Origin of the sequence: Gordonia alkaliphila (genome assembly GCF_039542465.1) — a bacterium.
Taxonomy (GTDB): Bacteria; Actinomycetota; Actinomycetes; order Mycobacteriales; family Mycobacteriaceae; genus Gordonia; species Gordonia alkaliphila.
Genome location: NZ_BAABIE010000005.1, coordinates 105,424 through 117,622, shown reverse-complemented (window position 1 = coordinate 117,622; position 12,199 = coordinate 105,424). Strand labels below are relative to the sequence as shown.

The 12,199-nt window shown below is 72.2% G+C and carries 12 protein-coding genes; 2 read left to right on the top strand and 10 right to left on the bottom strand.

All coding sequences use genetic code 11. The features are described from left to right. Nucleotides 1-8 precede the first annotated feature (8 nt). The gene (locus tag ABD989_RS07210) at nucleotides 9-470 is read right to left on the bottom strand and encodes a hypothetical protein (RefSeq protein WP_345312945.1); all 462 of its coding nucleotides are present in this window, start codon (nucleotides 468-470) and stop codon (nucleotides 9-11) included. Nucleotides 471-655: 185 nt separating this feature from the next. Between ABD989_RS07210 and ABD989_RS07205 the strand changes: the two genes are divergently transcribed. Further along, nucleotides 656-1,066, top strand: coding sequence for an MmcQ/YjbR family DNA-binding protein (locus ABD989_RS07205; protein WP_345312944.1), 411 nt, complete (start codon nucleotides 656-658; stop codon nucleotides 1,064-1,066). Here the strand turns inward: ABD989_RS07205 and ABD989_RS07200 are convergent. From ABD989_RS07200 to ABD989_RS07185, 4 genes are read right to left on the bottom strand one after another with little or no spacing between them, the layout of a single operon-like run. Further along, nucleotides 1,038-1,859, bottom strand: a complete 822-nt coding sequence (locus ABD989_RS07200; RefSeq protein ID WP_345312943.1) for a cytochrome c biogenesis CcdA family protein — start codon at nucleotides 1,857-1,859, stop codon at nucleotides 1,038-1,040. The two genes, ABD989_RS07205 and ABD989_RS07200, sit on opposite strands and share 29 nt — an antisense overlap. Nucleotides 1,860-1,862: 3 nt before the next feature. Next, entirely contained in the window at nucleotides 1,863-2,630 is a 768-nt protein-coding gene (locus tag ABD989_RS07195; RefSeq protein ID WP_345312942.1) for a DsbA family protein, read from the bottom strand. After that, nucleotides 2,627-3,877 carry an MFS transporter gene (locus tag ABD989_RS07190; RefSeq protein WP_345312941.1) on the bottom strand — a complete coding sequence of 417 codons (1,251 nt, stop codon included), beginning with the start codon at nucleotides 3,875-3,877 and terminating at the stop codon, nucleotides 2,627-2,629. The genes ABD989_RS07195 and ABD989_RS07190 overlap by 4 nt, the downstream gene beginning before the upstream one ends. Continuing rightward, on the bottom strand, nucleotides 3,874-4,902 hold the full coding sequence (locus ABD989_RS07185) for a uroporphyrinogen decarboxylase/cobalamine-independent methonine synthase family protein (protein WP_345312940.1): 1,029 nt from the start codon (nucleotides 4,900-4,902) through the stop codon (nucleotides 3,874-3,876). Before ABD989_RS07185 ends, ABD989_RS07190 begins: the two co-directional genes overlap by 4 nt. Nucleotides 4,903-4,953: 51 nt before the next feature. On the opposite strand from ABD989_RS07185, the gene ABD989_RS07180 reads away from it, so the two are divergent. After that, nucleotides 4,954-6,870, top strand: coding sequence for an N-6 DNA methylase (locus ABD989_RS07180; protein ID WP_345312939.1), 1,917 nt, complete (start codon nucleotides 4,954-4,956; stop codon nucleotides 6,868-6,870). Nucleotides 6,871-6,882: 12 nt separating this feature from the next. Here the strand turns inward: ABD989_RS07180 and mnmA are convergent, their stop codons facing one another. From mnmA to ABD989_RS07155, 5 genes are all read right to left on the bottom strand, one after another. After that, on the bottom strand, nucleotides 6,883-8,019 hold the full coding sequence (gene mnmA / locus ABD989_RS07175) for a tRNA 2-thiouridine(34) synthase MnmA (RefSeq protein WP_345312938.1): 1,137 nt from the start codon (nucleotides 8,017-8,019) through the stop codon (nucleotides 6,883-6,885). Continuing rightward, a complete protein-coding gene (locus tag ABD989_RS07170) occupies nucleotides 8,019-9,188 on the bottom strand; it encodes a cysteine desulfurase family protein (protein ID WP_345312937.1) in 1,170 nt (389 codons plus the stop codon). Before ABD989_RS07170 ends, mnmA begins: the two co-directional genes overlap by 1 nt. Then, the gene (locus tag ABD989_RS07165; protein ID WP_345312936.1) at nucleotides 9,100-10,074 is read right to left on the bottom strand and encodes a lysophospholipid acyltransferase family protein; all 975 of its coding nucleotides are present in this window, start codon (nucleotides 10,072-10,074) and stop codon (nucleotides 9,100-9,102) included. Before ABD989_RS07165 ends, ABD989_RS07170 begins: the two co-directional genes overlap by 89 nt. A 47-nt stretch (nucleotides 10,075-10,121) precedes the next feature. Next, nucleotides 10,122-10,970, bottom strand: coding sequence for a GNAT family N-acetyltransferase (locus ABD989_RS07160; protein WP_345312935.1), 849 nt, complete (start codon nucleotides 10,968-10,970; stop codon nucleotides 10,122-10,124). A 272-nt stretch (nucleotides 10,971-11,242) separates the two neighbouring features. Beyond that, nucleotides 11,243-12,199, bottom strand: coding sequence for an electron transfer flavoprotein subunit alpha/FixB family protein (locus ABD989_RS07155; protein ID WP_345312934.1), 957 nt, complete (start codon nucleotides 12,197-12,199; stop codon nucleotides 11,243-11,245).

Below are 12,199 nucleotides of genomic sequence, written 5' to 3'. Positions count from 1 at the left end.
ACGCTCGCTCACACTCGCGGGAGCACGTACGTCGCGGACCGGTAATTGAGGGTCAGCCGGTCGCCGCTGACCACGAGATCGAGGGCGGACCTGCCGCAGTCTTCGTGGGCCAGCGGGAGAAGGCGCGCGGCCACCGATGATTCGGTGAACCGATAGTCCTGCCGCACTTCCATCCGGCAGGTCCGGCTGCCGGTGATGAGCAGGATGCCCGTCACCGGGTCGTCGTCGGTGAAGGTGACCGAGTAGTGCCCGGTGTCGGTGTCGCCGGCGAACGTGCCCAACCAGGCCGGATTCGCCCAATCGACCGCCGGCGCACTGGGCGCGGCCGACACCGCACCCGAGGGCAGCTCGATGTGCGAGTCGGCGAGGCCCGCCACCGCAACACGGCTCTGCACGTAGACCATCGCGAGCGCCGCGGCGACGAGGGCGCCGATCATCAGCAGTGCCAGCGCCACCAGCGCCGCAATCATCGGTCGCGTCAGCCCCCGGCGCGCGGGCGCCGGCTCCGGTGGATAGGGGTGCGGGCTGAGTCCGGCGGGGTCGACCCGCCGATCCGTCGGTTTCTCGTCCACCCTGTCCCCCCGCTTCCCACCGATCGCACCGCAGCCCGAGAAAACCCCGGCAGCCTCGACCGGCGCGCGCTTAGCCTAGAACCATGCCGCATCCGATCATGTTCGACGACGCCGACCCCGTCCTCGCGCGGGTCCGGGAGATCGCCCTTTCCTTGCCGGAGGCCACCGAGCAGGTCGCGCACGGGCGGCCGACCTTCCGCTGCGGCAAGATGTTCGCGATGTACGGCGGCTCCCGCAAAGGTGCGACGAAGACGCCGCTGCCCACCGCACTGCTGTTCATTCCCGACCCGGGCGAACAGCAGGCCCTTGCGCAGGACGAACGCTTCTTCGTGCCCTCGTACGTGGGGGCCTACGGATGGCTCGGCCTGGAACTGTCCGCCGAGTCGGACTGGACGGAAGTGGCCGAACTCCTCGACGCGAGCTTCCGGCAGATCGCTCCGAAACGCGCCGTCGCCCAGTTGCCGATCAGCTCCGGCGACGCACCACGACCCTGATCGCGAGCGCCACCACGGCCGCCGCGACCAGCAGGGTGAGCACCGCGAGATTGCTGAACGCATCGGCCCACTCGGCCACCTGCGCCTGCCACCGCAGCTGGGTGTCGGCGCCGACCGGGGCGCCGAGTGAGGCGGTGCCCTCGGTGACCCACAGCAGAATGCCGATCGCGATCAGCGCCAGCCCGGAGATCAACGAGGTGCTGTGCAGGGTGAAGCGGCCCACCGTGATCTCCCGCCCGCGGAGTACCCCGCGCACCCGGGGCCCGATGCGCGTCCAGAACGCGGCCAACAGCAGCAGCGGCACGGTCATCCCGGCGGCGTAGGCCACCATCACCGCGGCGCCGTACACCGGCTCACCGCTGACCAGACCCACGGTCAGCACCGCGCCCAGCAGCGGCCCCGAGCAGAAGCCGGCGAAGGCGTAGACCGCGCCGAGGGCGACCGTCGACGCCGGGCCCACCACGCGCACGCTGTCGGCGAGCCCGGAGAGGCGACCGAAACCGAAACCGCTGCCGACGATCAGCAGCACGCCGAAGACGATCACCACGATCGCGCCGATCATGGTCACGGTGCCGCGGTGGACGGTGAACAGCGAGCCCAACGCCGCGGCGCCCGCCCCGATCGGGGCCAGCACGGCGACCAGGCCGAGGAAGAACAGCCCGGTCCGCGAGATCAGCGACTTGGCGCCGTCGTAGGTGAAGGCGAAGAACGACGGCAGGAGCAGCGCCGCACATGGGCTGAGCAGTGCGAGCAGCCCGCCGAGAAACGCTCCGGCCAGACCGATCTGACCCACGTGTCAGCGCCCGCCCAGGTACTGGTCGATGACCACCTCGAAGGTCTCGATCGGACGCACCCCGACGATCGGTTCGCCGTCGATCACGAAGGCGGGCACGCCGATGATGCCGAACTCCTCGGTGGGTGCGGCGTCCGCGGCGATGTCGGCGGCGTACCGATCACTCAGCGTCTCGCTCCGGAAGCGGTCGAGGTCGGGCACCCCGGCGGCCTCGGCGTGCTGGACGAGGACGTCGATGGGCAGGTCGGGGTGTCCGGTCTGCGGCGCGTCGGCGTAGACGTCGGTGGTGAACTCCCAGAACTTGCCCTGCGCCGCGGCCGCCCATCCGGCGCGGGCGGCGAGCTCGGACTCCTTGCCGAAGATCGGTTGATCCCGCCATTCGATGCGCAGTTTTCCGGTGTCGACGTACTTCTCGACCAGCTGCGGTTCGATGTCGCGCGCGTAGGCGGCGCAGAACGGGCAGCGGAAGTCGGAGAAGACCACCATGGTGACCGGCGCGTCCACCTCGCCCAGCGCGCGCGGATCGTCGGCCTGGCGACGGGACAGATCGCCGAGCGGCCCGAACGTCGCCGGTGCCGCGGACGCGGTGGTCGACGACGCCTGATCCGAGGAGCCGGCGTTCCGGACGACGAGCGCGACGATCAGCCCGATCAGTACCAGTACCAGCACCCCGAGGAGCATCAGGTCGCGTCGACGGCGCCGCTGGGGCGCAGACGAGGCGGGAGGTGGGGTCGATTCGGTCGATTCCGTCGGTTCGGCCTGATCAGTCACACCGCCACCCTGCCGAACGCCCCGGCGCGCCGCAACATCCACAGCACCGGGAGCAGCAGAACGGCGATGACCGCGCCGACATAGCCGACCACGTCGAACCCGAACACCGACATCACCACACCCGCTAACGCCCCGGCCCCGGCCCCGGCGAGCGCGATCAGCACGTCGATGGAACCCTGCACCGTGGGACGTTCCGGTGCCGACGTGGCGTCCACCACAAGGGCGGTGCCGCTGATCAGTCCGAGGTTCCAGCCGAGCCCGAGCAGGATGAGTGCGACCGCCAGCAGCCCCAACGAATCCATCGGGGCCCAGGCCGCGAGCAGCCCGGCCAGCACCAGCAGCACCACCGAGCCGACTGCCATCGGACCGCGCCCCACCCGGTCGACGAGCGGACCGGTGACCAGCGACGGCAGGAACATGGCGGCCACGTGCGCACCGATGATCACCCCGACGGCGGTGAGACCGTACTCGAGGTCGACCATGTGCACCGGCGTCATCGTCATCACGCCGGTCATCACGATCTGCGCCGTCACCATCACCGCGGCGCCGATGTACAACGCCGAACGCGGCGCGGACGCGCCACCGGCCTCGACCTCGGAGGCGTCGTCGTCCGCCGCGCGCGCCGCCACGTCCCGGGCCAGCAGGAACGGGTCGGGGCGCAGCAGGAGATAGAAGATCAGGCCCGCGGCACCGTAGGCCACCGCGGCGAGCAGGAACGGTCCACTCAGCCGCGGCAGACCGATCGCCTCGGCGAACGCCCCGGTGGGGGTCAGCAGGTTCGGGCCGGCCACCGCGCCCAGCGTGGTGGCCGCCAGCGAGACGCTGATCGCTCGTCCGCGTCGGTCCGGCGCGGCCAGGTCGGTGCCCGCGTAGCGCGCCTGCAGGTTGGTCGCGGTGCCCGAGCCGTACACGAGCAGCGCGGCGAAGAGCAGCGGGATGTTGCCGATCGCGGCCGCGATCACGATGCCCACCGCGCCGAGCGCACCCGCACCGAAGCCGATCGCCAGACTGATCCGGCGACCCGAACGCTGCGCGATCCGGCCGACGCCGAAGGCCGCGGCCGCCGAGCCCAGCGTGAACACGGCGGCGGGCAGCCCCGACAGGGCGTCCGAGCCGAGCATGTCGCGGGCCAGCAGAGCGCCCACCGCCACGCCCGCCGACAGACCGGCGCCACCGAGCACCTGGCTGGCGATCACCACCGCGAGGGTGCGCCGCTGGACCTTCGCCAGATCGATCGCCGTCGTCACAGCGTGGCCACGCCCTCGGCCACGTCGCCGGCCACGGCCAGCGCCCGCGCGGCCCAGGCCGGGCTCGCGCCGGCGAGCCCGCAGACCGGAGTCACCAGCAGTTGATCGCGTAAAACGGTGCGCGGCAGGCCGATGCGGTCGACGAGCCCCTGCAGCCGGGCCACCAGGTCGTCGACCAACTCCGTGCGCGACTGTCCCGGATCCGTGGTCGGCACCACCCCCGCCGCCAGCACCCGCCCGCTGTCCAGCAGGGCGCCCAGTCCGTCGTAGTCACGCTCGGTCAGCAGGGTCAGATCCATCGACACCGCGTACGACGGCAGGCCGGCGAGCAGGTCCCACCGCGGCTGCGCGCAACTGTGCAGCAGCATCGGCCGCCGCACCTGTGCGGCGAAGGTCTCCAGGCCGGCCTGCAGGTCGGGCACCGGGATCGGCGCGATCGGATCCAGTCGGGTCAGCGGGGTCACGGTGCCGTCGATGACCGCACCGATGGACGGCTCGTCCACCTGCACCACCGTGCGCACGCCGAGGCGTCGTTCCAGGTCCTGCGCCTGCTCGTCCAGTCCGGCCGCCAGCGAGGCCGCGATGTCGCGCACGGCGCCGCCGTCGCGGATCACCTTGTGTCCGCCGCGCAGCTCGACGTGCGCGGCGAAGGTGTACGGACCGCACGCCTGCATCTTCAGGACCTCGTGCTCGCCGCCCAGACCGCCCGTCTCCCAACACTCTTCGACGGCGTCGACATCCCAGCGCAGGTAGTCACGGGCCCGCCGCGTCTCGACGGTGGGCGCCACCGCCAACCGGTAGGTGCGGTGCACGTAGTCCACCGGAACGTCGACGAGCAGACCGGCGGTGCGCCCGATGAGGTCGCCGCCGACCCCGCGGCCGGGCAGTTCCGGCAGATGCGGCAGACCTGATTCGCCGGTCACGACGGTCGCCGCCTCGCGGGGATCGGTGCCCGGCATGGAACCGATCCCGGTCGCCGTCGCCACGGGGATCCGGGGGGCCGCCGGTACGGAACGCTCGCTCACCACGCCAGCCTAATCTCCTCGGCCGTACCGCACCGCCCTAGGATGAGGGCCATGCCCTCGCCCTCGAACTCGCACCTCGGCGAGGCCTTCCGCAGCCTCTACTTCCACCTCTACTCCAACGGGCAGAGCAGTCGCGCCGAACGCATCGTCGAGGACATGACGCTCGCGCTACTGGTGAAGCTGGCGGCCGAACGCGCCGGCCGCACGCAGGTGTGGCAGTCGGTGCTCGACGGCGCCGACCCGGCGCTGCTGCTCGACCTGGCCCATCACGAGTTCCCCGGTGCCATCTCCCCCGACGAGGCCTTCCACAACGACGACGCGGTGATCCGCGACGCGCTGCGCGCCCTGTCCGACATCGCCCTCGACGATGCGCCCGCGCACATCGTCGGCGACGCCTTCCAGGCCGTCCTCGGGCCGCGTATCCGCGGTGAGAAGGGCCAGTTCTTCACCCCGCGCACCCTGGTGCGGGCCATCGTCTCGATGCTCGATCCGGCCGACGGCGAGCGCGTGGTGGATCCGTCCGCCGGTTCCGGCGGCTTCCTCGCCGAGGCCGTGGCCCACGCCGCCGACCGCGGGGCCCGCGTCGAGGTGGTGGGCGCGGACAAGGACTTCGACCTCTACCGCCTGATGACCGCGCTGCTGGCCATGGTGGCCGGCGACGACGGCCGCGCCTTCCACCGCAACTCCCTGGACCCGGCCGCGTGGATCGACGCCGACGGGCGCACCGAGCAGTTCGACGTGGTCGCCACCAATCCGCCGTTCGGCGCCCGGATCGGCGTCACCGACCCGGACCTGCTGCGGCGGTACGACTTCGGGCACGTCTGGACCCGGGACACCGCCGGAGCGTGGACGCAGACCGAACAGGTGGAGAAGAGCCGCGATCCGCAGATCTTGTTCGTGGAACTGTGCGTGCGGCTGCTGCGGCCGGGCGGCCGGATGGGCATCGTCTTGCCCGAGGGCGTCTTCGGCAACCTGGGCTCCGGCTTCGTGTGGACGTGGCTGCGGCGCCGCGGCACCGTCGACGCCCTCCTCGACTGCCCGCGCACCACCTTCCAACCGGGCACCGACACCAAGACCAACGTGCTGTTCTTCACCAAGAACGACGAGGAGACCCCCACCGCCGACGACGACGGGGGCGACGCGACGACGTGGATCGCGGCGGCGCTGCACTGCGGGCACGACCGCCGCGGCAAGTCGGTGACCGCCGACGGCGCGGCGTATCCGGATGACTTCGCCGATCTCGCCGCGGCGTATCCGCACCGCGCCGACGGCACCACGGCCTGGTCGGCGGCGGACCTGACCGGCCACACCTATCTGGTGCCGCGCTACTTCGAGCGCCCCGCACCGCGCAGCGCCGACGAGCAGGCCCTCCTGGCCGGCGCCGAGTGGGTGACACTCGGGCAGCTGCGCGAGGCCGGCCTGATCCGCGTGCGCAAGGGACGCGAACCGGGGTCGGCGGCCTACGGCACCGGCGACATCCCGTTCATCCGCACCTCCGACCTCAACAATTTCGAGGTGTCCACCGATCCCACCAAATCGGTGAGCGAGGCGGTGTACCGGGAGCATCGCGGGCCGATCGACCTGCGGGTCGGCGACGTGCTGATCGTGGTCGACGGCCGCTACCGGATCGGCGCCGCCGCCATGATCACCGAGCGCAACGTCCGGAGCCTGGTGCAGAGCCACCTGCAGGTGATCTCGGTGAGCCCGGACGCGCCGGACCTGGACCCGTATGCGCTGCTGTTCGCACTGACCCTGCCGTCGGTGCGGCACCGCATCCGCGATCTGGTGTTCGTGCAGAGCACCCTGGGCACCCTGGGAAAGCGCCTCTTCGAGCTGGAGATTCCGCTGCTCGGCGGGCCGGGGCCGTGGACCCCGCGCGTCCAGGAGTTCGCGCGGGTGATCACCGCCCGCGACCGTCTGCTGGGCGAACTCGAGACCGCGACCGCCGGCGAGACCTTCGAACTCTGACCCGGGGCGGGTTCAGGCGGCCGCGGAGATACGACCCGAGCCGAGCACCAGGTCGCCCTGGACCGCGTCCGGCAGGTACAGGACCGCGGCCTGACCGCGGGCGACGCCGCGCAGCGGCTGCCGCAGCGCGATCTCGATGCCGGGTCCGTCGGGGCCGTCGACGGGGGTGGCGACCGCGTCGGCCAGACCGCCGTGGGCGCGCACCTGCACCACGCACTCGACGGGCCCCGCGGGCACCTCGCCGGACGACCAGATCGCCTTGGTGGCGCTGATCGAGTGCACTTCCAGATCCTCGGCGGTGCCGACGGTGACCGTCCCGGTGCCCGGATCGATGGCGGTCACGTAGCGCGGGCTGCCGTCGACGGCGGGTGCCTCGATGCCGAGACCCTTGCGCTGGCCGATAGTGAAACCGTGCACGCCGTCGTGCTCGGCGAGTTGCTCGCCGGACTTCTTGTCGACCACCGCGCCGGGCCGCACGCCGATGCGCGCGCCGAGGAAGGCCTTGGTGTCGCCGGTCGGGATGAAGCAGATGTCGTGCGAGTCGGGCTTGTTCGCCACGAGCAGGCCGCGCCGCTCGGCTTCCTCGCGGATCTGCGGCTTCGGGGTGTCCCCGATCGGGAACATGGCCCGGCCCAGCTGACCGTGATCGAGCACCGCGAGCACGTACGACTGATCCTTGTCGGCGTCCACCGCACGACGCAGCTCGCCGTCGTCCAGTCGCGCGTAATGACCGGTGGCCAGCGCGTCGAAGCCCAGGGCGACGGCCCGCTCGGCGAGCGCCGCGAACTTGACCTTCTCGTTGCAGCTCAGGCACGGATTCGGGGTCTCGCCCGCGGCGTAGGCGGCGACGAACTCGTCGATCACGTCCTCTTTGAAGCGGTCGGCGAAGTCCCACACGTAGAACGGGATGCCGAGCATGTCGGCCACGCGGCGCGCATCGTCGGCGTCCTCGCGCGAGCAGCAGCCGCGCGAGCCGGTACGCAGCGCGCCCGGCGCGGTCGACAGCGCCAGGTGCACGCCCACCACGTCGTGGCCGGCCTCCACGGCGCGGGCCGCGGCGACCGACGAGTCGACACCGCCGCTCATCGCGACGAGCACCCTTCGACGGGGCTCAGGGGTCGATTCGGTGTTCGGTTCGAGTTCCGCCATCAGCGCACTCCCATCAATCCGGCCGCGCGAGCGCGGCCCACGGCCTCGGGCAGGACGGCGGCGACGTGGTCGATGTCGGCGACGGTGTTGTCCGGTCCGATCGAGAACCGCAGCGAGCCGCGCGCCGCGGCGCGGTCCAGACCCATCGCGAGCAGCACGTGACTGGCCGAGGCGACGCCCGCCGTGCACGCCGAGCCGGTGGAACACTGGACGCCCTTGGCGTCCAGGAGCATGAGCAGCGAGTCGCCCTCGCAGGAGTCGAAGCTGGCGTGGACCACCCCGGGCAGACCCTCGGGTCCGGAGTTCACCGTCACCCCGTCGAGGGTGTCGAGCACGGCGAGCAGTCGATCGCGCACCGCGGTCACCGCGGCGGTGTCCTCGTCGCGGTGGTCGACGGCCCGCTGCAGGGCCGCGGCCATGCCTGCGGCGCCGGCCACGTCCTGGGTCCCCGACCGGAGGTCGCGTTCGTGACCGCCGCCGTGCTGCAGTGGCTGCGCGGCGACGTCGCGGCCCAGTACCAGCGCACCGACGCCCTGCGGGCCGCCGAACTTGTGGGCGGCCAGAGTCAGCGCGGACAGCCCGCTCGCGGCGAACTCGACGGGCACGTGGCCCACGGCTGCCACCGCATCCGAATGCATCGGCACCCCGTGTTCGCGCGCCGCCGCCGCCAGTTCGGCGATCGGCTGCAGGCAGCCCACCTCGTTGTTGACCCACATCACCGAGATCAGCGCGACCTCGTCGGCGTGCTCGGCGAGTTCGGCGCGCAGGTCCTCCGGATCCACCCGGCCGTGCGCGTCGACCGGCAGGATCACCAGTTCGGCGTCCTCGTGGTCGGCCAGCCACTGGGCCGGGTCGAGCACCGCGTGGTGTTCCACGGCGGAGATCACCAGGCGGCGTCGTCGCTCGTCCTGCGCACGACGGGCTCGATAGATGCCTTTCACGGCGAGGTTGTCCGACTCGGTGCCGCCCGCGGTGAAGATCACCTCGGACGGGCGCGCGCCGGTGCAGCGGGCGATCGTCTCTCGGGACTCCTCCAGGAGGCGGCGGGCCCGACGACCGGCGTCGTGCAGTGACATCGGGTTACCCGGTCGACTCCAGGCATCGCTCATCGCCGCGAGTGCTTGGGGCACCAGCACGGTGGAGGCGGCGTTGTCGAGATACACGGACATGATCGCCGTCCAGAATAGCCGCGGGTGGCCTTCCCGGCCCAATGCCGACGACCAGGTCACTCCGGCGCACCGGCACTGCCCACGCCCGTGGTGCTCGCTCCGGACGGATCAGGTCGCCGCAGCGCGTCGCCAGGGTTCGACGATCCCCGGCCGGCAGTTGCAGCGGGTGCACCGTCACCGCGACGACGAGGCCGCGGGAGCGCAGTACTCGGCGCAACGTGTCGACCACCGAGTCCTCCCCCAGATATCCGGGCGCCACGGCGGTCGTGCCCGCCCGGTGATAGCGGAGGGCGATCGGCAGCACCGGTACGCCCGCGTCGATCGCGCTCTGAAAGAAGGCCGACCGGAACGCGCCCGCGGCGATGCCGCAGCGGGTGGTGCCCTCCGGAAAGACCACCACGGGGCGGCCCCGGTCGAGGATGCGGGCCACGCGGCGCACATCGGACCGCAGTTCGCGCAGCAGACCCCGCCGGTGCGGCAGCACGCCGAAGCAGCGCAGCAGCGGGGTGAGCGCACCCATCGCCAGCACCTCGCGTTTGGCCACGAAACGGGCGGGCGCCACCGCGGCGACCGCGAAGACGTCGAGGAACGAGATGTGGTTGGCCACCACCAGCGCCCCGCGCACCGCGCGTGCACCGCGCGGCCGATGGTCGGTCACCGCCACGCGCAGGCCCACGGTCCGCAGGCACGCGCGCGCGGCACAGCGCCAGTAGCCGGTTCGGACGCGCCGCGGCAGCGCGGGGGTGAGCAGCCCGACGAGCAGCAGGATCAGTCCGGCCAGCACCAGCGCGGACACGCGGCCCGCGACCCGCACCGCGCCCACCCGATCCCGCTCGGGCGGGACGCACTGGGGCCCGCACCCACTGACCGGAACCCACGGATCCATCGTCTGCGCAGCCTGGGCCCCCTGGGCCGCCGGGGCCGCGGCCACCGTCAGTGCTGCCCGTCCGCGGCCGCGGCGGGTGCGGACAGCCGAGCGAGCGCCCCGCGCATACGCGTGAGGTAGCGGTCGTCGCCCTCCTCCCGGTCGATCACCGTGAGGAAATCGCCGACGTCGAAGACCTCGTCGAAGGCGGGCTCGCCGCAGACCCGCGCACCGAGTCGGAGGTAGCCCCGCAACAGCGGCGGGAGCACCGGCTTGGCCACCGCGGGCAGGTCGTCCAGGCGCGCGCCGTCGACCTCCACGTGCCGGTACGGAAACGCCTGCCACCGCGCGCTGTAGCGATCGCGCACCACGTCGCGAATGCCGCGCAGGTCCCGCCCGCGCCCGGCCTCGGCGTCGACCGGCACCGAGACGCACCCCATCAGATAGCGGTAGCCGCCGTCCTCGAGGTAACCCAGCACCGCGGTCCACAGCAGTCCCGTCACCGCGCCGCTGCGGTGCGCCGGGTGCACCACCGCGCGCCCCATCTCCACGGTCTCGGGCGCGATCGACGCCAGTTCGCCCAGGTCGAACTCCCCGGCCGAGTACCACCCGCCCGCGGCGATGGCCCGCGCCGGCGGCAGGACTCGGGCGCACCCGGCCACCTGACCGGTCGGCAGGTGCCGGATCAGGAGGTGATCGCAGAAGCCGTCGAACCGGTCGGCGTCCACACCGGTCGCGACGTCGCCGATGGCGTCGGAGTAGCCGGGCTCGGCACGGAAGGCCGCGAACCGCAGGCGTTGGGCGGCCCGGATGTCGGCGGGATGTCCGGTCACGACGACGTCGTACTCGCCGGCGACGAACAGCGTCCGGCGCACGGCCGATTCGGACAGTGGACTGTGGATCGGAAGAACCGTCATGCCTCGAAGTGAAACGACCGGGATCGACGCCGCGGCAGCCGTCCGGCGACGCCCATCCGGCCACGCGGTGAACGACGGCGATCACGGTCACGCACAAGGGAAAACGCGTCCGCTGAGCGTTGTGCCAGGCCTGCCCGGCGGGCCTGCCATCGATCCGTCGACCCGGCCGCAGAAGCGAAAGAGCCACTGCCCCGCAGCTCACACGGAGCTGCGGGGCAGTGGCTGTCGACGCGGGAGACGCCGACACTCACGCGAGCGTCGGCGTCACCGCATCACTTACGAGCGTTGATCGCCTCGGTCAGCTGCGGGGCGACGTCGAACAGGTCGCCGACCACACCGAAGTCGCTGATCTCGAAGATCGGGGCCTCTTCGTCCTTGTTGACGGCCACGATGGTCTTCGAGGTCTGCATGCCGGCGCGGTGCTGGATGGCGCCGGAGATGCCCAGCGCGATGTACAGCTGCGGCGACACGGTCTTGCCGGTCTGACCCACCTGGAACTGGCCCGGGTAGTAACCGGAGTCGACGGCCGCACGCGAGGCGCCCACGGCAGCGCCGAGCGCATCCGCGAGATCCTCGACCACGGAGAACTTCTCCGCCGAGCCGACACCGCGGCCACCGGACACGACGACCGAGGCCTCGGTCAGCTCGGGGCGGTCGCCGCCCACGTTCGGCGCGAAGCCGGTCACCTTGACGGCGTTCTCGGCCTGCTCGGGCACGGCCACGTCGACGCGGGTGCCCGCGCCGGCCGCCGGAGCGGCTTCGATGGCGCCCGGACGGACGCTGATCACCGCGGTGTCGCCACCGGCGGCGGCGTCGACGGTGAACGCACCGCCGCGCACGGACAGCACACCGGTGCCGCCTGCGCCGACCTCGATGACGTCGACCAGCAGACCGGAGCCCAGGCGCACGGCCAGACGTCCGGCCACCTCCTTGCCCTCGGCGTTGGCGGCGATCAGCACCGCGGCGGGGGTGTTCTCCTCGGCGAGCGCCGCGAGGACGTCGACCTTGGGGCTCACCAGGTAGTTGGCGACGTCGTCGGACTCGGCGACGTAGACCTTCTCGGCGCCGGCCTCGGCCAGGGCGCCCAGGACGCCGTCGGCCTTGCCCGGGGCGTCGATGACGACGGCGGCGGGCTCGCCCAGTGCGCGGGCAGCGGTGAGAAGTTCGTTGGTGACCTTCTTCAGCCCACCCTCGGGATCCTGCTCAACGAGCACGAGTACTTCAGCCAT